Here is a 20,847-nt window from a genome sequence, read left to right on the forward strand (position 1 = left end):
TTTTCAGCGCAGCCACTGTTTACTCACCTTACAAACTAGGATTGAGTATGCGAATATTCCGAAGCGAAACCATCACCTTAACCCAGTAGATAACTCAAATCGGGAGCTTTTACTATCGCGAGTAAGTATGCCAAAATGCGGTAACTTTTGTTGTAGATGAAGCTGTTGCTATGAAATTCCAAGCCGCTATCTTTGATATGGATGGCCTATTACTCGATACAGAGCGCCTATGTATGCGCGTATTTAAACAAGCCTGTCAGAGCGTCAATGTCCCCTTCTACCAAGAGACCTACCTCTCTATTATTGGCCGTAATTCTGCCGGAATTGAAACGATTTTTCGCCAAGCTTATGGGGATAGCTACGACAAACTTCATCAAGAGTGGCGCACCCAGTACGATGCAGTCGTTAAGCATCAAGCGATTCCGGTCAAAGCAGGTGTTGTCGAACTACTTGAGTGGCTAAAAGCCCAACATATCCCCGCCGTGGTTGCGACATCGACGCATAGAGAAGTGGCGCAGGTAAAGCTTGATTTGGCAGAACTGAGCCACTATTTCAGCGGCCTAACCTGTGGATGTGAAGTCTCTAATGGTAAACCAGATCCTGAAATCTATTTATTAGCGGCGAGCCGACTTGGGGTTGATGCTAAGCAGTGCATTGCCTTTGAAGATTCTAACAACGGCGTTCGTAGTGCCATTGCAGCCAATATGGCCACCTTCCAAATCCCTGACCTGGTCGAGCCTTGTGAACAGGTCAAAGCGCTCAACCCAATGATCATGCCGTCGCTGCACGATGCACTTAGCTATTTAAAACATCCAGCATAGCCAAGATAAGCATGGCCATCCGACATGCTTTTAACTTTTCTTTATTCCGCTTTGTCGCTGACCAATAACCAAGCGTTCTAATAAATCCGAGCAAAACGGGGTTTTATCTGCTTTATTGATCCCAATATCAATAAAAGAAAGATAATAACTGCAAAAGGATTCACAATGACAAACCAATACGTACCACCGAAAGTTTGGGTTAATGACATCAGTGGTGGCAACAAGTGGGCGAATATCAACAGCCCAGAGTCAGGTGCCCGCTTCGAACGTGATCTCCCCGTAGGCAAGCACGCGCTGCAACTTTTTTCATTGGGCACACCCAATGGCCAAAAAGTAACCATTATGCTTGAGGAGCTGTTGGCATTGGGCATTAAAGAAGCCGAGTATGATGCCTTCTTGATTAACATCGGTGAAGCGGACCAATTCTCATCCGGCTTTGTGGGAATTAATCCAAATTCGAAAATACCCGCTTTGCTTGATAAGTCGGGAGACGAAGAGGTGAATGTATTTGAATCAGCGTCTATCTTGGTTCACCTCGCTGAAAAGTTCGGCCAGTTTTTACCGAGCAGCGGGCCATCGCGCACTCAAACGTTTAACTGGTTATTTTGGGCACAAGGTTCAGCGCCTTTTCTAGGTGGCGGTTTCGGCCATTTCTACGCATACGCAGATGAAAAGCAACAGTATCCAATCAATCGCTTCGCCATGGAGGCCAAACGCCAACTTGACGTACTGGATAAACAATTAGCCAAACATAGCTATGTTGCGGGAGAGGAATATACCATTGCAGATATGGCCATATGGCCATGGTATGGCAATCTCGTTCTTGGCAAGCTCTATGACGCCGCTGAGTTTTTGCAAGTCGACGCCTACACTCATGTTGTGCGTTGGGCAAAACAGATTGAAGCTCGAGAAGGTGTACAGCGTGGTCGTATCGTCAACCGCACGTTTGGAGAAGAGTGGGAACAGCTGGCTGAACGTCATGATGCTAGTGATATTGATGAAGTGCTAAAGCGTAAACCTTAATAGTTGAAAATTAGCACACTCCCTTGTGTGGTGTGCTAACTCCAAACGAGAGAGCAGCAAAGATAGCAAAGCCAACAAAGGCCACTTTGCGGCTCTACTCCTTCATACTGCATAACTCCAAACACAAGTTTGGCATTTTTAGTAACCTATCGTCGTTAACACGAATTTATGATCCGAGCCTTTAGGCAGCGGATCACTGTGGCGTTGGCAAATTTTACGCCCCGTTTGAATAGCTTTTAGCCACAAGTGATCGATCGCGATTTGACTAAAGCTTGGTGTATCGATGCTACGATGCCAATTGGGCCAGCTAGCAACTGGGGCTGTTTGGAAACTCGGTAATATCTTGCTAAAACGTAAACTGACGGATGATAGGTTAAAATCGCCGACCACCAGCATTTCATCATTCGGGTAAATATCGATGAGCGATTCAATGGTTCGAATCAACGCATTACGCCGATACCATAAAGCCTTTGTTCTTGGTGATGGTGGGTGAGCGGCGATAAAAGCGAGTGCCTTTTGGGTATTTGGGTACCATAAACCACGAATAATTGCTTGCTGATCGGGCGTCATGTAAACGGATACCTGCTTTAAAGGAAAGCGGCTCAAAATCATCTGACTGGATGGGTACCCGACCCCTTCTTGCCCACCGTAATAATATGGATAAACGTCGTCGAGTGTTTTTAGTTTTTCTCCTACTTCTGGGGCCACCTCTTGCAACACCACCAAGTCACTGGGTGAGGTAAGCAGACGATTAACCAACGCGTTGATATTTGGGTTCTGGTAATAAAGGTTGTATTGCGCGACCGTAATAGAGTTCACGCAGTTAGCGACTAAGTGGTGACTGCGGTGTGGGCTGAGCAGTAAAAAAAACGACAGCAATACACCACACAAAATCAACGGTGCCCAAGCCTTTAAAAGTAACATCCCCACGGCTAACACAATGTAAGTGACAATAAATAGCGCTGGGAATGCGACGATGTTTTCGATCCACCACACCGCTTCATAAAAGCTTAAGCTCACCCAGATTACAGCAGGGCTAAAAACAACCAGCCAAATAAGTCCACGTTTAATCAAATGCCATCTCCTAACTTATTCACTTCAGTATGGGTCAAAAATGACGTGGAGAAGAGGATATGCTGCACAATGATGGGCAGAACTTATCTATCATCCAACCCACTCCGCATCTCATAGTTGAGACGCTGCACAAAAGTGACACATATTATTGCCCTTTACTTCAAGTTCTTAAAACCAATCGCCTACATTTAACAAATAATGTAATAATGTAATAATGTAATAACTCACTATTACAAAAATCGACGACTTATCTTTCATCTTCATGGAGCTCTATGACCAAACTCACCGACAAGAAGTTGCTCAACCTCATTACTTACGCTCCAGCGTTGATTGTCGCCGTTTTTACTTTGGTCTGGGTTTTGGTTGCCGCACGAGATCAAGTGCTCAGTTCCCAACAAGAGCTGCTGTCACTAAGAGAGGAAGCAAGGCAGCGCCAGTTTGTTACGTTGACCAACCGAGTCGATTATGTCCAACAACAGATAACCCACGCACGCGCTCAAACAGAGCAACAACTTGAGAGCACCATTCAAGCGCGCATCTACGAAGCACACAACATCGCCACTCGGTTGTATCAAAACAACAAGCACTTGCCAGAAGAGCAAGTCACTAAGCTTATCACCGACGCTTTACGTGATATCCGTTTCAATAATGGCCGTGGTTACTTTTTCATCTATAAAACTGAGGGTATGAGTATCATGCACCCTCTTCTACCACGAGTCGAAGGCACCTCTCTGTGGGACTTTAAAGACGTTCGTGGTAGTTATATTGTTCGTGAAATGGGTGAACAGGTAAAATCAAGCGGTGAAGCCTTTTATCGCTGGTGGTTTGTTAAACCGGACAATAAAAATAAAGAGTTCGAAAAAATAGGCTTCGGTAAGTACTTCGAACCCTATGACTGGTTTATCGGAACCGGTGATTACGTGGTCGACGTGGAAAACGACATCAAGGCAACGGTGCTTTATTGGTTAACGAATCTTCGCTTTGGTGAGTTTGGCTATATTTTTGTTTTAGACAAAGATGGAACGATTCTCTCGCACATCAATCAAGACCTATTAGGTCAAAACGCATTGCAAGTGGGAAGTGAAGCCAATATTAGCGGTGTAAAGAAGCTCATGTCAGCCGATCAGGAGCTGGTCCATTACATAGCACCGATAGGCCCAGCGGAACTGACCAACCTAGCGAAGACCAGCTATGTAATACAAGACCCAAGCTGGGGCTGGACTATCGGCGCTGGTGTATATGATGAGCTCAGCCAGCGATATCTTGCACAACGTGAAGAAATCATCAAGCAAGAGCAGCAGCAAAGCATGCAACAGATGATCGCAATTGGACTGGTGACGATACTGTTTGTCGGCGTATTTTCTATTGCGCTGAGCCGCATGATTGCCGCGCGCTTTAAACGTTTCGAAATACGTATCAACCGCGACTTTGCGCGCCTTCAAACCACCAAAGACAAGCTAGAGTTTTTGGCCAATCATGACGAACTGACTGGTCTGCCCAATCGTTCTCAATTACACCATAAAATCGTCCAAGGCATAGCGCATTCTAGTCACAACTGTCAGCAACTAGCGGTTATGTTCGTTGACCTTGATGACTTCAAAAAAGTTAACGACCTCTACGGCCATTCTGCCGGTGACAAGTTACTAAGTGAAATAAGTCATAAATTTGAAGCCTTCATCGGCCCTAATGATTATGTCGCCCGATTTGGCGGTGATGAGTTTATTTTCTGCTTTGCGGGTTTAAATAATCTTGCCGAAGCCAAAGTGAAAGTTGAGCAAATAAAATCCGTCTTTAAACAACAATTTGTCATCGATGGCAAAGTCTTGTTTGCCAGTTGCTCAATTGGTGTGTCAATGTTTCCAAGCGATGGCGATGATCCAGAGGCACTAATCTCTAAAGCCGATATTGTGCTCTACAAATCGAAAGCTCGTCAAAAAGGCGATGTTCTGTTCTTTGACTCATCCATTAACAAACAAGTTCAGTATGATTTCCTATTAGAAAGAGAGCTACGCGGCGCGATAGAGCGTAATGAGTTATCTCTTGTCTACCAACCTCAAGTTTATGCCGACAGCGGTGAGATCTACGGCGCAGAGGCATTAGTTCGTTGGTATAACCGTCAATTGGGCCATGTCTCTCCACTTGAGTTTATTTCATTGGCTGAAGAGATTGGCTTAATTGGTGAGCTTGGTCGCTTCGTCCTCGATAAAGCGTGCGAGGAATTCAGCCACATGTTTCCATCTCCACAGCATAACTTGATGTTGTCTATCAATATTTCGCCTGCTCAGCTGATGTGTGATGGTTTTGTCCATGAGTTGAGTACTGTGGTTGCCAAACACAAACTTGCTAATCGTAGGATCACCTTAGAGATAACTGAAAATGTTTTAATTAGTGACTTACCCAAAGCAGGCCCTATTATCAACCAACTTAAAGAGCTTGGTTTTACCATTTCACTGGATGACTTCGGCACTGGCTACTCATCACTCAGTTATTTGAGCAGTTTGTCGTTAGATGAGCTCAAAATTGACCGCGTCTTCGTTGATAAAATGCTCAGCTCAGAGCATAGCGACTCCTTGGTTAAAGCCATTATTGCCATCGGGAAATCAGCTAAGATGAGGATCGTTGCCGAGGGGGTCGAAACTGAAGCACAAAAACAGGTTTTGATCGATTATGGTTGTGACGTGTTACAAGGCTATCTTATTGAGCGCCCGATTAACGCAGATCAACTTGCGCAAAAATATTCTCCGATCAACATAGAGACATAATGTGTCTTACTATTAAGAGAATGGGCACGTCAATGGCACCTTTACATAACCTTACACTTTTAATGGTTATTTGAGCGTATACTTAAAGTGAAACCTAAATGACCGGAGGATGCCATGAAACGCTATCTCGTATCTGCTTTGCTCGTCACTGTCTCACTTTCAATACCGTTTGCGCTCCAAGCGAAAGGGAACGGCCCAATGAGCATGCAACAACCCCCTGTATTCACTGATATTGACCTTAATCAAGACGGATTCATTTCTCAGCAAGAATTTGAACAATTCCTGCAAGCAAGACAACAAGCGCGTCAAGCCGAGGGGCGTTTAATGAAAAACGCGACTCAGAGTGAGCAAATGTTTGAACTGATAGACACCAACCAAGATCAGTTGATTGATATGCAAGAGTTCCAATCTCACCGTGGGTTTATGAGACGTCCAAATTCATAACCCTATGACAGAGAGGCCAAACACGCCTCTCTGCCTTATTATCTCTGCTTGAATATCAGTTATCACGACTCACTGAGATAGGCGGTGTCAGCACAGCTTTGCCCTCGGTTATCGGACCAATGCTGTAGCCCGAACTTACAATTAATGAAAGTTATCTTTCCATTTTTACTATTTAACCACTCGTGACAAAAGTGTTACTTTAAGCAGCATTGGTTACACTGATATAAACTTCCTTTAAAGACCGAAGTGAGTTGATAACAGTTAAGATAAGGATATTGGACCAACAATCTCCAAACAATCATAAAGAATTGTTGCCCATTTTTTGCCCATACGGTTGCCCACTGTATGGGTTTTTCTTTCTTGAGCGTCACATTTTAGCCACACACACTAGAAATTAATCATTTGATTAAATATCGATTAATTTATGTCATATCACACCGCTCAAGCGCACACTATAATTAACCATCGATTAATATTTGAGAGCAATACCTTGAATCGCAAAGTAGGTCGCCCCAGCAAACCAGTTGATGTCAGACAAGCGCTTATTCACCACGCTCGCGAACTCTTCATGGTCATGGCCTATGAAAAGGTTTCCATCCGTTTGATCGCGAATCGAGCCGAGGTCAATGCCGCCATGATTCGCTATTACTTTGGCAGCAAAGAAGGATTATTTGAAACTATGCTGCGTGAAACCTTAGCACCGATGAAGCGCCAGATGCAGTTGCTAGTCAAAGAGAGTTCACAAAAGAATTTTTTAGACCTGATGAAAACTTATTATCACGAGATGGTGAAGGTACCTCAGTTCCCGCGCCTTATTGCGCAAGTGATGAATATGAACCCTTCAGAAACCCAACGTAAGTTGCTTGAGAAAGTATTCATCGATATCAGCCAACCGCTGCAAAAAATGATGTTCGAACATTTTATTGGCAGCGGTATTCTCCGAAAGGATGCAGACCCACAATTGTGTCGGGTTTCTTACATTAGCTTAATGGTGTTTCCCTTTATTGCCCCACCGGCTTTGTTAGCGATTCATGGTATTGAGATAAACGAAACCTTTCTTAACCAATTGCTTGAACACAATATTAAATTAATGACCCATGGATTTCTTCAAACCGGCGACAACCAGGAATAGTCACGATGAAAATAAATAAAAAGCTACTGTTTTTCCCCGCCGTCACTATTGGCGTTGTGGTTTTACTCACTGCTGTCGCATTAAAACCGGATCTACCCGTTAAGCCAGCTAGCGATCGCGCTCGGTTAGTTGAGACCATACCGCTGAATTTACGCGCCATCGCACCAGTAGCAATTGGCTTTGGTAAAATCACGCCAAAAATTGAGTGGAAAGCCATCGCCGAGGTGAGCGGAAAGGTGGTTTACCGTCACCCTGAATTAGAAAAAGGTCAGGTACTGAAAGCAGGCACCGAGATCTTACGCATTGATCCCCTCGACTATGAACTTAAGCTAGTTCAGGCTCAGGCAGATTTGACCTCGGCGCAAACATCTCTGGCAAAGTTGAGCCAAGAAGAGAGCAATCTTAAACTGACCTTAGAGATTGAACGCAATCGACTTGAGATCGCAAACAAAGAACTGGAGCGAAAGCTCAACCTGCGCAAGAAAGGGCTCAACTCACAATCGGATGTCGATCAACAACAACAAAGCGCATTATCACAACGCAAATTGGTCCAAGATATTGAAAACCAAATCGCCTTGCTTCCCGATGAAAAACGGGTTGCCCAAGCACTCGTAAAAGTGAACACCTCCAAAGTCGATGAGGCAAAGCGCTCATTAAGCAAAACCATTATTACCCTGCCCTATGATCTGCGTATCGCGTCTGTCGATATTGAGCAAGATCAGGTGGTTAATCTTCAACAAACCATGGTCAGTGCGCATGGGATGGCGGTCATGGAAGTCGAAGCACAGCTCTCTATTCATGATATGCAAACCCTCGCGTCAAGTTTGGGTGAAATTAGTCGCGATGAGTCTGGCATTCCTCGACCTGACATGACTTTTATTAACGCCAGTATTGATTTAAGCAGCGGTAACTTACACGCAACCTGGCCGGCGAAAGTAAGTCGTATTAGTGAAACGGTAGACCCTAATCAAGCCACCGCAGGAGTAATTTTAGAAATCGCCCAAGATTATCGCCATCTTGATCCGACCAATGCACCGCCGCTAGTGAATGGTATGTTCGTTCGCGCCACTATCGAAGGTCAAGCCAATCCAAGCTGGGTGATCCCTGAACGTGCTTTGCATGGTGACACCATTTATCTGATGGACGCGGACAACCGCCTCGTATTCAAATCTGTTGACGTGTTATATCGCCGAGATAATCACGTGATCATTGACGGCGAGTTAGAGCAAGGGGACAAGCTAATTATCAATGACTTGTTGCCCGCGATTGAAGGTATGTCACTGAAAGAAGCGACCGACAACGGGGAGTCACCGCAATGATTCGATTCTTCGCAAAACACCCGACCGCCGCTAACCTGCTGATGCTTGGGCTATTGGTACTAGGGGTCACCTCGCTAACTAATATTAAACGCGAAACCTTTCCAGAATTTGATCCCCCATACATTATGGCGGGCGTGGTCTATCCCGGCGCTTCACCACAAGAGGTCGAAGAAAGCATTTGTGTACGCATGGAAGATGCCGTCGATGGCTTGGCGAATATTGAAGAGACGCAATGTGAAGCCACTGAAGGTTCTGCTCGCCTGATCCTCAAACTTAATCAGAAAGCAGACATCGGTCGCATGCTGGTCGATGTGCAAACCCAAATTAATTCGATCAACGATTTTCCCCAAGAGATTGAATCACCCATTGTACAAGAGCTTGACTGGAATGAACCTGTGGTCGATGTTGCGATTACCGCCGAAACCACTTGGCCTGAATTAAAAGCATACGCAGAGCAGCTTAAACAGACGTTAAAGTTAGACTATGACGTATCACTGGTGAGTGTTACAGGGTTTTCCGATCATCAATTTAGTGTTGAGCTTGACTCGCAAGCCATGCGCCAACTTGGCTTGAGTGTCGGAGACATCGCCGACCAAATCGGACGACAGAACATTAAATTACCCAGCGGTAATGTTGAAACGCCAGACAAAAATTTCCTTATTCGCTTTGATGAACGTCGTATCACTCCACAGCAACTCGAAACTATCGTGGTAGCGTCTGGCGCTAACGGTTCATTAATTCGCTTAAAAGATATCGCCACTATCACCGACCGCTTCGAACTTGATGAGCAGAAAGTATTGTTTGATGGGCACCCATCGGCACTGCTCAAAGTGAGTAAGAACAAAGAAGATGATGCACTCAGAATCAAAGAGCGCGTCGAACAGTTTGTTAACGACCAACAAGCACTGGCGCCAATGGGAGTCAAACTAGAACTGACCAACGATTTATCATCAGTGCTCTGGGATCGCTTAACTATGATGGTTCGTAATGGTTGGCAAGGGATCATCTTGGTGTTTGCCACCATGTGGTTATTCTTTTCGCTGCGCTACTCGTTTTGGGTGGCGGCAGGTCTGCCGGTAGCTTTTCTTGGCGGCCTATTTTTAATGGCGCAGCTTGGCCTTTCGATCAATATTATGTCGTTGGTTGGCTTACTGATGGCTATCGGGATCATGATGGATGATGCCATTGTGATCGCCGAATCTATCGCCGCCCACCTCGACCGCGGTGAAGAGATCGATGACGCAGTCGTAAAGGGCGTAAAAAAAGTACTTCCGGGTGTGATTTCCTCGTTTCTTACCACAGTTTGTATTTTTGGCAGCTTGTTATTTTTAGAAGGCGAGATGGGTGCGGTGCTCAAAGCCGTTCCCCAAGTATTAATACTGGTGTTAACGTTGAGCTTGGTCGAAGCCTTTTTAATTCTACCAAACCACTTATCTCACTCATTACACAAACAAAAAAGCGACAAACCGACAGCGAAATTCAAGCAAAAATTACTCGATAAATTTGAGTACTTTCGCAACACCACCTTAGTCAATGGCGTTGAACGAGTGGTTGAGTTTCGTTATGCGTTTTTAGGTAGTGTTGTCGCGCTGTTGCTTATCTCTATCGCAACGATTGCTAGCGGCTTGCTAAAGTTTCAACCCTTTCCCGAACTGGATGGTGATATCGCAGAGGCTAGAATTATTCTACCGCCAGGCTCATCGTTATCGCAAACAGAAGCTGTCGTGAATAAGATCGTCTTATCGGCAACCGAGCTTGGCCGGGAGTGGTCAACAAGGATTGAAAATGGCGCACCGCTCATTCAACACATCACCAGTCAATTCAATACCAACGCGGATGCCAACGAATCGGGCCCACACATTGCAACCGTTAGGCTTGATCTGCTCGGCGCAGAAAGCCGTAACACTGTGATTGATGACTTTATTACAGCGTGGCGCAATGACGTGGGTGAATTAGCCGACCCAATCTCATTGGTATTTAAACAACCGACAATGGGCCCTGGCGGTCGTGCGATCGAGATTCGAGCTAAACATCATGATCTTGATCAACTCAAGGCCGCTTCTATAGATATCCAACAATACCTTAATCAGTTCGATGGTGTTCACGGAATCTTGGATGATATGCGAATGGGTAAAGAGGAAGTGTTGGTTAAATTGCGCCCAGGAGCAGAGAGTTATGGCGTCAACGGACAGATGATTGCCAGTCAGCTTCGGGCGGCATTCTTTGGTCAAACCGCAGACGAAATACAAGTCGGCATTGAAAACATCACCATTGATGTCCGCCTAGATAAGATCCAAGCTGGCGATCTACAACAACTGGCTAACTTCCCTATTATTATGACCAGTGGCAGCCAGATTCCACTGGCGACCATCGCAACATTGAGCTTTCAACGTAACTACGTGCGAATTCAACGGATAGATGGATTACGTACCATTAGCGTTTTTGGCGATATCGACAACAGTAAAGCCAACTCCACCGCGATTATTGCTCAATTTCAACGTGAAGAGGCGCCCAAACTTCTCGCCAAATACCCAGGGTTACGTTTTGATTTTGAAGGTGAAGCAAAAGACACCGCAGAAACTGGCGCTTCAATGGGCAAAGGCTTTTTGTTAGGCCTATTTGGTGTCTTTGCTATTTTGAGTTACCAATTTAGAAGCTACCTAGAGCCAGTGGTGGTTATGCTTGCCATCCCGCTCGCCTTTATCGGCGTAGTTTGGGGACATATTTTGCTCGGACATTCGCTGAGCATGCCGAGTATGATGGGGTTTGTCTCACTCGCCGGGATCGTCGTCAACGACTCAATACTGTTAGTTCAGTACATCCGCCATCACGTTGATGAGGGAGACAGCGTCCATGACTCTGTCGTCAAAGCCAGCCGCGAACGTTTTCGAGCGGTGTTTTTGACATCAATGACAACCGCAGCAGGTTTATTGCCACTGCTGACTGAAACCAGTTTGCAGGCACAAGTAATTCAACCACTGGTCATCTCGATCGTGTTTGGCATCTTCGCCTCGACACTGCTGGTGCTGTTTATGATCCCAGCCGCGTACGCCGTGCTGGCCGATTTTGGCTTAGTCCATAAGCATCAAGAGATTTAAATCAAAAGAGCCAGAATTTTCTGGCTCTTTTGACCTCACGGTTGCGATTTGACAGCCTAATTTAAAGTCATCCGTTTCCCTTAAAGAACCCTTTAAAAAACATTGCTACATAACCAGTGGGTCTACTGACCTGAGGATTGATCTAGCGTTTGTTGCGTCGGGTAACGACGACGCAACATAAGGCTCTTAAGCTTAGTGAACAGTGCTTTGATGTCTTCTAAGATCAGATACAAACAAGGCACCAACACCAATGTCAGCAAGGTGGCGAACAACACTGCAAAACCAAGGGCGACTGCCATTGGGATGACGAAACGTGCTTGCAGGCTAGTTTCAAACATAATCGGCAACACACCAACAAAGGTCGTAATCGATGTCAGAATGATGGCCCTAAACCGCGCGCAGCCCGCCTCAATAACCGCTTGCTTAGTGTTGACGCCCTCTTTTCTAACCTGATTGACATAGTCAGTCATCACTAATGAGTCATTAACTACCACCCCGGCGGCAGCAATCAAGCCAAAGGTCGACATCATGCTCAGATCAAGACCAAACCAATAGTGACCCCAAATGGCTCCAGTTAAGCTAAATGGAATCACTGACATAATAATCAGTGGTTGTGTGTAGCTTTTCAGTGGCACGGCCAACAAAATGTAGACCAAGATCATCCCAGCGACGAAGAAGATAATCTGTTCGCTTTGCTGCGCTTGTTGCTCTTCAATCGTGCCGCCAAGCTCACTTTTAACGCCCGGATAACCAGCCAGAATATCAGGCATAATTTCGCTAGTCACTCGCTCGACAATCGCGTTAGGCTCCACTCGTTCTTCATCAATGGATCCATAAACGTAAACACTGCGATAACCCTCTTCGCGTCGAATACTACTCACGCCCGGCTTTTGTTTGATTTCAACCACGTCACCGAGCATGACCTTTTTGCCATCGGGAGTGGTTATCACCGCATAACGCAGAGACGAAAATGCCTCGCGCGTTAATTGAGGGTAACGAACCATCACTCTGACCTCTTCACCATCACGCAGTACTCGTTCCGCCTCACCGCCGTAAAAACTGCCACCAACTTGAGTCGCAATATCAAACAGATCTAAGCCAAGATTATAAGCCACTGGCGCTAATGAAAGTTGCACCTCTTGACTGCCAGTATCAATCGATGAAGAGATATCAAACAAGCCTTGCTGCTGTTGCAGGGCAAGGATTAACGCGCGCCCAGCTTCATTAAGAGAGTCAATATCTGAGCCGTACAGCAGGAATCCAAACTCATCACCTTTGCCATTATCGTTGACGTTATCGGACACGGTGAAAGTCTTCATTCCGGGTATGGTTGGAATGTTCTCGCGCCAGCGTCTTGCAAGTTCAAAAGTGTCAAATGGTCTCAGTTCTTCATCCACCAAAGGTATCACTAACGACCCCTCTTTGCGGCCTTGGCTGAAAGTCAGAATATCACGCACCATTTTTTGCCCGGTCTGTTGCTCTATCTCTTGGTCGACGGCCATGACAGTTGACTCAATCAGCTTGAGTGCTGCGATGGTTTGTTGGCTAGAAATATTGTCATTCATCACCAGCTTAATGCTCGGAAAATCATGCGGCACTTTCGGCGACGGGACGATACGCACATAATTCGCCATCACTAACGCCACGCTAAGCACAAGAATGGCAGTAAAACTGGCTAACACACTCCAGCGCCAATAGGTACACAGTTCAACGAAGCGTTGGTATGGCCCATAAACAAAGCTAAAAAAGCGAGTGTTAAATCGGTCGCGCCAACTGCCTTTCTTAATCGGACTAAAATGAGAATGCGCTAAATGTGCCGGAAGAATCAATTTCGATTCAATCAAACTAAATAGCAGACAAAGGATCACGATCGCGGCAATACCGAAGAAAAATGCCCGTTCAATGCCTTTCGACATCAGAAATGGTGCAAAAACGGCCATGGTGGTTAATACGCCAAAAGTCGCTGGTGTGGCTACCCGCTTGACACCACGCACGACATTTTCGACCCCGCCACCCTTTTTCTCGATTTCACTGTAGGCACTTTCACCAATTACGATCGCATCATCGACAACAATCCCAAGAACCATGATAAAAGCAAACAACGAGACGATGTTAATGCTGACACCGATCGCAGGCATGATCATCACCGCGCCTAAGAAACAGACTGGTAGTCCTATCATTACCCACATCGCCAGTTTAACTCGCAAGAACAAGCTCAACATCAATGCAACCAACACCGCCCCTTGCAGCAAGTTCTTCAACATCATGTCGAGACGGGCATTCAAGTAGTAGGTCATGTCGACCAACGTTTTGATCTGTAAGTCCGCTGGCAAGGTTTGATTTTTTTGTTCGATATACGCTTTGACGGTGTCTGCAACCGTGACCATGTTTTGGTCCTTGGTCGCCTTCACCGATAAATACATCGCATTTTGACCCGAGTACTTAAAATAGCGGTCATCTTCAGTAAATCCGTCTTTTATCGTTGCGATATCTTGCAACAGAACTTTGCCACCATTGGCACCGATTTTGACCGGAATATCGCGAAATTGCTCACCGCGATAAAACTGATTCTCGATACGTACAGAAATCATGCCGGCATTAGTTCGCACTTCACCTGCCGAATAGTTAGCAGAATAACGTTGAATAGCATTGACCACATCATTCAATGTGAGGCTATATTTTTGTAATACACGCGGCTCTACTTCAATAGCAATTTCATAATTTGGTGCGCCAAGCTCCACCAACGCTACATTGCCCAGCTGTAATAACTCGTCTTCAATCTGTTTTGCAATCGGTTTTAACTCAAGTAGACTGCGATCGCCCACCAGCGCCATTTCTATGACATCTTGACGAAATTCATACTGATAAACTTGGATCGGCTCCATACTCGCTGGCAAGTTCGAGACCGCGTCAATCTTCTGTTTAACCTTGACCAATACATCATCAATGTCTTCATCAACGTTGATTTCGAGTTCAATATTGCCGCTGCCACGGTTAGCACTCGAGACCGCTTTCTTAATTCCGGTAACGTCTTTAAGTGACTCTTCTAACTTAATTAATATGCTCTCTTCGACCTCTTGGGGAGACGCCCCTGGGTATTGAGCACTGACATTGATGTAGTTCACCTCAATGTTGGGAAACATTTGCCTTTGAATGAAGAAGAAACTGACGGTACCAACGATCAATACGAACACCATCAGCAAATTTGCCGCGACTGGGTTATTGGCAAAATACGCGATTAAGCCTGTTTGTTTGGTCTCGTGCATACTTTAGTCCTGATTAGTACTGACGATATCGGCAACAGTGACTGCTAGCCCTTGCTGAGGATACTCGGGAACGGTAATCACTATCTGATCGTCATCACTCAAGCCTTGATTGATCAGCATGAACTCTTTTTCTGCTCGCAATACATTGACGGTCCTTGGCTCAAGTTGATTGTCTTGATTGACCACCCAGACTTGGCGGTTATTGACCAATTCTTGCGGCAATCGGTAGATGTGCTTGAGCTCCTTACCGGTAAATTGCACTTCAACATAAGAGCCAAACTGGATGGGAAACTGCTCGCTATTGACCGCATAAGGGTCATCAACGCGTATCACCAAACTTGTCATACGGGTGCTACTATCGACAATCCCCAAATCGCGATCGATAACACCTTGACGTTGAGTGCTACTGATCCCTCGTTGAATAACACGTGCGGGTAAACCAGCAAAGTTGGTTGGCAGAAACGCACTGTCAAAGCCCGCAATAGGGATATGCACCTCTCCGGCTTCAACATTATTTAACGTCGCAACGTGTCCTCCTGCTGAGATAAACTGACCAACTCCAATCGATTTCTCAACCACCAACGCATCATAAGGTGCCACAACCTCACAGTTGGCTAAATCACGCTTGGCGCGTTTAAGTGACGCTTGAGCCGATTTAAGTTGCGCTTCAGCACTCAATAGTTGCGGTTTTCGTAGATATAGATCCGTGACCTGATTTTTAGGGAGGTTTTGCGCTTGGCGTTTTGCCACTTCTGCACGCGCTCGCTCTTCGATTAGCGCCGCTTGTGCACTGGCAAGTTCGGCTTGTGCTTGAAGTACCGCAGCTTGGTAGTTATCACTTTCGATAGTAAAGAGCACTTCACCACGTTCGACAACACCGCCAACAAGGAAATTAGGGTGCCAGCTAATTACCTCGCCAGATACCTGCGCTGAAAGTTGAGTGACTTCAACAGGCCTTAATTCACCATGGCCGGTAATCACTACTTTATGATTGCTTGATTGTGCTTTGGCAACTTGAACCACTGGTGGCGCTTTGGGTGGTTTACTCTTCAGGGGATCAGGTGCACTGGAGGCAATCGCTGAATAGCCTGCATAAGCGCCGCCCAAAACAACAAAAGGCAGTAGCCAACGTAACGACTTACTCATCATGTGAGTTCCTTATCTGTCTGTAATGCTTGTAAAATGCCGCCTTAAGTAGCGGGCTCTAATAGTATGGTTATACGAATGAACTTACGTGTGACACCAAATCAGACCAATTTATCCATTGACCAGGATGATTTTATACAATCAGTTTATCCATTCTCATTATCGAGCAAGTAATTTTTAAAACAAATAACACAAAGTCACCCAAGCAAGTCGTAGACCAACTATTTGTCCAACATTTACAGCTACTTAAGAATAGGCCTCGACTGGTCAACTAATTCACATGGTGAATGTAGTCATTTGTTAGTCAAATTTACCTTGCGATTATTACAAACAATTTAAGGGGTATGACACTCAAGATGGGGGGCGTTGCTCTAGAAGCGATGTGGTTGAAACTCCAGAGCGCTCGTCAAATAAAAAGGCTTAGCAATGCTAAGCCTTTTCAACGATGGCCGCTTACGCCGCGGACGGCTTGGGTTGATAGCGGCCTGGTTTGTGATTCATGGCCAAAATTAAATTCGTTACCACAGCGCCCATCACCGATAGCAAAATCAGTGAAAGATCAACGATAAACAGTGATAACACCACGATGGTACAATCGAGCGCCATTTGAACCTTACCCGCTCGAATACCGAAACGTTCTTGAAGGAACAATGCCAGAATATTAAAACCGCCTAAACTCATCTTATGGCGGAAAATAACCAACATCCCAATCCCGATCAGCCCACCACCAATCAGTGCCGCATAGAAAGTATCAATACGGGCGATTTCAATCACGTGGTGAAGATGATCGACAGCGAACGAAACGATCGACACCGCGATAAAGGTATTAATGGTAAAACGCCAGCCCATACGAGCCACAGAAAGAAGGTAAAATGGCAAATTCAAAGCAAAAAAGATCTGACCGAAACTAAAACTGCTGACCTTAGTGAGAAAAATCGCGAGGCCGGCGGTTCCACCTGTCAATAACCCCGCTTTGTTAAAAAATATCACGCCCAGTGAAACTAAGGCACTACCCAACAATAACGCGAGTAAATTTTCGCGCATACTATGTTCTTTATCCATTTTAGGCTTCCTATCCCTTAACGACTCACCAAAAAGGGTGAATCAAACCCGGATAAGATGTCTATTATTGATATTGATGTCGAGAGTGAAGTCGAAATGGCAAGTTAACAACAGTGTTAACTAATATTTACACTTTTGTGAGCCAGCGCCAATTTGTTAGTGTTTATTTAGCGAAATACTGACCACCTTAGCCTCACCTTCATCATCTTCAAGCGGAGGATCTTGAGCTTGATGACGCTGATTGCGTTCCTTAGCACAGTACATCGCTTCATCTGCAATACTCATTAATGTGTCTTTGTTTTTACTGTCATCCGGATAGCGGCTGATACCAACACTGACGCTAACCTGCAAATATCGTTCGTCATAATAGATGGGTTGATTGACCAATTTTTTTATCTGTTCGACCTTTTGCTTAACAACATCGAAACTGGTCAGCAGATCTAAACAGACGACAAACTCATCTCCCCCTAAGCGGCCAACAAAATCAGATTCACGAATACAATCGGTTAACCGCTGTGCAACGGCCGTCAAAACCATATCGCCTGCATTATGTCCATAAGTATCGTTAACCTGTTTAAAATCATTCAAATCGAGGAACAGTAACGCCAATTTTCGCTCAGTACGATTGGCTTTAATTAATGCGCTCTCTAACTGTTTATCAAACGCTCTGCGGTTCATCAAATTAGTTAAAGGATCGTGTTCAGACAAAAATAGTAGTTGCTGCTGTTTTTTATGTAACTGCATGGTCTGACGCTTGACCTCTTCTTCTAACTCTTGCTTGGTAACCGTAGACTGGCGTAAAGATGCCGTCATCTGATTAAAGAATCTCGATATCACTCTGAATTCACTGTCCATTTTGACATTTTCTACTTTGGTATCTAGTTGCCCACTCGCTAAGTCGAGGATCGCTTTCTTCATTGCTCCGGCTCCCGCTCTAAACCTAAATAGAATCAACCAAGCGACCCCACTGACCAGCAAAGAACAGGCAATTAACCATACCGCAGCCGTGCCCATCACGTTTTGTAAATTGATGGTATTCTTGTTGAGCACTTGCCTATGAATATAAGCGAGTTCTTCCGTCATATTCTGCATGATCATGTTATAACGAGATTGCAGCAGTGCTCGAGTATCTAAAGCCGTTTGTATGGCTGGGCTACTATCATTGAAATTGTTAAAAAACAACGCCTTCTCTTGGCCTAGAAGATTAATCAAACTGCTATTCATTCGCTGCAAGTTATCCAATTGGATGTGTTTATTTTTGTAGGCCGTAAACTTAGTCGCCAGATCCGCTTGGGCAAGCTCGACCTGATTTAAACTCGGCTGATCTCGAAACTGCATAAACGCCCATAGTTGGCTACGTAATAAATCGACACTAAGCTGCAGATCAATCACTTGATCCAAATCGGTCTTGGTTGCTTTATGCTCGGCATGAATTTTAGTAAACGACACCACAATAAAAAGCGTCAGTAGCATCGTCGTCGTCGACAGAACAAACATCTTCTTAAACATCGAATCAAGCATGACGTCAGTTCCTTTCTGCTAACATTTGTTGATATGGGTATGAGTAAAACACTCGCCTAAAATCTGGCGGAGACTTACTGACCAAACCGCTATTTATCGCCCAGCGTGCTTGCAATTGTAGGTTGGATAACAGTGAGTTACCTAGCGATAGGCGAAAAACATAGTCGTCCCAAGACCAGTCAATCTGTTCTACAGGCACCTCAAGTCGTTGCGACACTAGCGTGATGGCTTGCTGCGGGTGAGTTTTAATCCAATCGATTGCCACTTGGAGTGCTTGCAGTAAACGAACCGGTTCATCCCCTGCAAATTCAAGATGAGAAGGCCGAGAAATAAGGTTAAACGAGAGCTGATAGACCCCATTGATACCCAAATTGTGTACTTGCGCCACTGAAAGTAAGTCAGTTTGGTAACCCATTGGTTCCCAAGCAGAAATGGCGTCAACTCGGTATGAGAGCAATGCCGGGACAAGCTCTTTGTCAGACAAATAGACTTTCTCCACAGGCAATTCGCGTAAATCACTACCAATCAGCACAGAGTCAAAATAGAACTCACTCGCCGACCCTTTCACAATACCCACTCGTTTATCTTTTAATTGAGCAACGGATTTAATTTTTGACGGACCTAAGCTGAGCAATTTGAGATCATTATCCGACTCAACAAAACTCGCCAAAAGCAAGATATCATCCTGCTTGAAGCTCTTAAACATCACCACCGATTCCGAGGCGGTCGCATAATCGACATCGCTATTAAGCATAGAATCTGCGCAACTCACCCCACTTGAGCAGGGCAACAACGCAACATTGAGTCCATATTGTTTAAACAACCCCAGTTGCTCGGCGACAAAAAAAGGTGAAGAGAGCGGCGTCAATGAGACTCCGATCTTAACTTGATCCGTTGCAACGGTCATCGGCATTTTCCGTTGATAGAGGTAGAGTGCCGATATCGCCAGCACAACGATAACACTCCACATCAATCCGTTTTTCTTTGACCACACCTGCATCTGACCACGTCCAAATTTAAGAAACCTAGCTCATATAAATCTAGACCACTATTGACGCACTATTGGCTTAAGCTAAATTTGATAGCCGATTGGGCCTGATAAACATTGAGAATCTTGCGATTGATCACACATCTCGGTCTATATTGAGTCGTGTAGCCCTTTTTTTCGTAACTAATCACACTCCAAGTTCATTTGAACGACAGGTTCTTACATCAGATTGAGACATAAAAATGAAAATATTAATCATTGGTGGGCGTGGCGGTATCGGCAGTGCCATTTTACAACTTTGCCAGCAACGTTACCCTAGCGCTGAGTTGCACGCGACCTATCGACAAACTCAACCTCAGTCGCAACCCGATGAAGTGACTTGGCATCAGGTCGATGTCAGTAACGAAAGCCAAGTGCATAAGTTAAGTGAGCAGTTGACTCATATTGACTGGATAATAAATTGTGTTGGATTTTTGCATAACAAGCATCAAGGCCCGGAGAAAAGTTTAGCGAGTGTATCGAGCGACTTCTTTAGTGAAAACATCCAGCGTAATACGCTACCAACGTTGCTACTGAGCAAGTACTTTACTCCAATACTGAAACGCAGTGAGGCGGGTAAGATGGCAATACTCTCAGCCAAAGTAGGCAGCATTAAGGACAATCGATTAGGAGGATGGTATAGCTATCGCGCTTCAAAAGCGGCGCTCAATATGATTGTAAAAACAGTGTCCATAGAATGGCAACGCACCTGCCGAAAGGCAACCATCATTGCCCTCCACCCCGGAACAACAGACACTGCGCTGTCAAAACCATTTCAAGCCAATGTACCAACTGGCAAACTGTTCACCCCGGACGATGTCGCGCGTGATCTGATTGCCATTATAGAGCGCAGTACACCAGAGCATAGTGGCCGATTTTATAGCTACAGCGGTGAGGAGCTACCATGGTAGCCTTCGTTAGCCGATAGTATCACAGCGCTGAGCACCAACTGAGCGACAGCGTTTTGAACAATAACGTACCTCATCCCAACAGCGCTGCCACTTTTTACGCCAATTAAAGGGCCGCTGACAAGCAGCGCAAATTTTCTTAGGTAAGTACTGCTTTTTTACTTTATTCGGCATGCTAAATCTCGAAGTAAGGCGAAAAACTATTAGTCCGATTTTTAACCTCAATCAGACATCTTGCCATACT

15 protein-coding genes are annotated in these 20,847 nt (G+C 45.2%); 8 read left to right on the top strand and 7 right to left on the bottom strand.

The features are described from left to right. Positions 1-170 precede the first annotated feature (170 nt). Together ViNHUV68_RS19995 and yghU are read left to right on the top strand one after the other, a co-directional pair. Positions 171-821, top strand: a complete 651-nt coding sequence (locus ViNHUV68_RS19995) for an HAD family phosphatase (protein ID WP_038175984.1) — start codon at positions 171-173, stop codon at positions 819-821. Positions 822-986: 165 nt separating this feature from the next. Continuing rightward, positions 987-1,844, top strand: coding sequence for a glutathione-dependent disulfide-bond oxidoreductase (yghU, locus tag ViNHUV68_RS20000; RefSeq protein ID WP_391090923.1), 858 nt, complete (start codon positions 987-989; stop codon positions 1,842-1,844). Positions 1,845-1,982: 138 nt separating this feature from the next. On the opposite strand, the gene ViNHUV68_RS20005 is transcribed toward yghU, so the two are convergent. Further along, the gene (locus tag ViNHUV68_RS20005) at positions 1,983-2,915 is read right to left on the bottom strand and encodes an endonuclease/exonuclease/phosphatase family protein (RefSeq protein ID WP_391091879.1); all 933 of its coding nucleotides are present in this window, start codon (positions 2,913-2,915) and stop codon (positions 1,983-1,985) included. Between the two features lie 275 nt (positions 2,916-3,190). Here ViNHUV68_RS20005 and ViNHUV68_RS20010 point away from each other — a divergent pair, with 275 nt between their 5' ends. From ViNHUV68_RS20010 to ViNHUV68_RS20030, 5 genes are all read left to right on the top strand, one after another. Further along, positions 3,191-5,680 (top strand): cache domain-containing protein, encoded by a 2,490-nt coding sequence (locus tag ViNHUV68_RS20010; RefSeq protein ID WP_391090925.1) that lies wholly within the window; start codon positions 3,191-3,193, stop codon positions 5,678-5,680. A 198-nt stretch (positions 5,681-5,878) separates the two neighbouring features. After that, entirely contained in the window at positions 5,879-6,124 is a 246-nt protein-coding gene (locus ViNHUV68_RS20015) for an EF-hand domain-containing protein (protein WP_391090927.1), read from the top strand. A 490-nt stretch (positions 6,125-6,614) separates the two neighbouring features. Continuing rightward, positions 6,615-7,256 carry a TetR family transcriptional regulator gene (locus ViNHUV68_RS20020; protein ID WP_391090929.1) on the top strand — a complete coding sequence of 214 codons (642 nt, stop codon included), beginning with the start codon at positions 6,615-6,617 and terminating at the stop codon, positions 7,254-7,256. Positions 7,257-7,261: 5 nt separating this feature from the next. After that, positions 7,262-8,575, top strand: coding sequence for an efflux RND transporter periplasmic adaptor subunit (locus tag ViNHUV68_RS20025; protein WP_038175990.1), 1,314 nt, complete (start codon positions 7,262-7,264; stop codon positions 8,573-8,575). Beyond that, positions 8,572-11,673, top strand: a complete 3,102-nt coding sequence (locus ViNHUV68_RS20030; protein ID WP_391090931.1) for an efflux RND transporter permease subunit — start codon at positions 8,572-8,574, stop codon at positions 11,671-11,673. The genes ViNHUV68_RS20025 and ViNHUV68_RS20030 overlap by 4 nt, the downstream gene beginning before the upstream one ends. A gap of 122 nt (positions 11,674-11,795) precedes the next feature. Here ViNHUV68_RS20030 and ViNHUV68_RS20035 read toward each other — a convergent pair whose 3' ends face one another. From ViNHUV68_RS20035 to ViNHUV68_RS20055, 5 genes are all read right to left on the bottom strand, one after another. Next, complete coding sequence (locus ViNHUV68_RS20035; RefSeq protein ID WP_391090933.1) at positions 11,796-14,939, bottom strand: efflux RND transporter permease subunit; 3,144 nt, start codon at positions 14,937-14,939, stop codon at positions 11,796-11,798. A 3-nt stretch (positions 14,940-14,942) separates the two neighbouring features. Then, positions 14,943-16,088 carry an efflux RND transporter periplasmic adaptor subunit gene (locus tag ViNHUV68_RS20040; protein ID WP_038175994.1) on the bottom strand — a complete coding sequence of 382 codons (1,146 nt, stop codon included), beginning with the start codon at positions 16,086-16,088 and terminating at the stop codon, positions 14,943-14,945. 450 nt (positions 16,089-16,538) lie between these two features. After that, positions 16,539-17,147 (bottom strand): YitT family protein, encoded by a 609-nt coding sequence (locus ViNHUV68_RS20045; RefSeq protein WP_391090935.1) that lies wholly within the window; start codon positions 17,145-17,147, stop codon positions 16,539-16,541. Between the two features lie 156 nt (positions 17,148-17,303). Continuing rightward, entirely contained in the window at positions 17,304-18,668 is a 1,365-nt protein-coding gene (locus ViNHUV68_RS20050) for a diguanylate cyclase domain-containing protein (RefSeq protein ID WP_038175996.1), read from the bottom strand. A 4-nt stretch (positions 18,669-18,672) separates the two neighbouring features. Then, complete coding sequence (locus tag ViNHUV68_RS20055) at positions 18,673-19,668, bottom strand: ABC transporter substrate-binding protein (RefSeq protein WP_038175997.1); 996 nt, start codon at positions 19,666-19,668, stop codon at positions 18,673-18,675. Between the two features lie 230 nt (positions 19,669-19,898). Between ViNHUV68_RS20055 and ViNHUV68_RS20060 the strand changes: the two genes are divergently transcribed. Beyond that, entirely contained in the window at positions 19,899-20,606 is a 708-nt protein-coding gene (locus ViNHUV68_RS20060) for an SDR family oxidoreductase (protein ID WP_038175999.1), read from the top strand. 6 nt (positions 20,607-20,612) lie between these two features. Here ViNHUV68_RS20060 and ViNHUV68_RS20065 read toward each other — a convergent pair whose 3' ends face one another. After that, positions 20,613-20,777: a DUF2256 domain-containing protein gene (locus ViNHUV68_RS20065; protein WP_391090938.1), complete on the bottom strand. Its 165-nt coding sequence runs from the start codon at positions 20,775-20,777 to the stop codon at positions 20,613-20,615. Between the last annotated feature and the right edge of the window lie 70 nt (positions 20,778-20,847).

The organism is Vibrio sp. NH-UV-68 (genome assembly GCF_042940635.1).
Lineage (GTDB): Bacteria > Pseudomonadota > Gammaproteobacteria > Enterobacterales > Vibrionaceae > Vibrio > Vibrio pacinii.

What these genes read in the sequence shown, in the direction of transcription:
- ViNHUV68_RS19995 (WP_038175984.1), top strand. Translation starts at nt 171, where the DNA reads ATGAAATTCCAAGCCGCTATCTTTGATATGGATGGCCTATTACTCGAT.
- yghU (WP_391090923.1), top strand. Translation starts at nt 987, where the DNA reads ATGACAAACCAATACGTACCACCGAAAGTTTGGGTTAATGACATCAGT.
- ViNHUV68_RS20010 (WP_391090925.1), top strand. Translation starts at nt 3,191, where the DNA reads ATGACCAAACTCACCGACAAGAAGTTGCTCAACCTCATTACTTACGCT.
- ViNHUV68_RS20015 (WP_391090927.1), top strand. Translation starts at nt 5,879, where the DNA reads ATGAGCATGCAACAACCCCCTGTATTCACTGATATTGACCTTAATCAA.
- ViNHUV68_RS20025 (WP_038175990.1), top strand. Translation starts at nt 7,262, where the DNA reads ATGAAAATAAATAAAAAGCTACTGTTTTTCCCCGCCGTCACTATTGGC.
- ViNHUV68_RS20030 (WP_391090931.1), top strand. Translation starts at nt 8,572, where the DNA reads ATGATTCGATTCTTCGCAAAACACCCGACCGCCGCTAACCTGCTGATG.
- ViNHUV68_RS20035 (WP_391090933.1), bottom strand. Translation starts at nt 14,939, where the DNA reads ATGCACGAGACCAAACAAACAGGCTTAATCGCGTATTTTGCCAATAAC.
- ViNHUV68_RS20040 (WP_038175994.1), bottom strand. Translation starts at nt 16,088, where the DNA reads ATGATGAGTAAGTCGTTACGTTGGCTACTGCCTTTTGTTGTTTTGGGC.
- ViNHUV68_RS20045 (WP_391090935.1), bottom strand. Translation starts at nt 17,147, where the DNA reads ATGGATAAAGAACATAGTATGCGCGAAAATTTACTCGCGTTATTGTTG.
- ViNHUV68_RS20050 (WP_038175996.1), bottom strand. Translation starts at nt 18,668, where the DNA reads ATGCTTGATTCGATGTTTAAGAAGATGTTTGTTCTGTCGACGACGACG.
- ViNHUV68_RS20055 (WP_038175997.1), bottom strand. Translation starts at nt 19,668, where the DNA reads ATGCAGGTGTGGTCAAAGAAAAACGGATTGATGTGGAGTGTTATCGTT.
- ViNHUV68_RS20060 (WP_038175999.1), top strand. Translation starts at nt 19,899, where the DNA reads ATGAAAATATTAATCATTGGTGGGCGTGGCGGTATCGGCAGTGCCATT.
- ViNHUV68_RS20065 (WP_391090938.1), bottom strand. Translation starts at nt 20,777, where the DNA reads ATGCCGAATAAAGTAAAAAAGCAGTACTTACCTAAGAAAATTTGCGCT.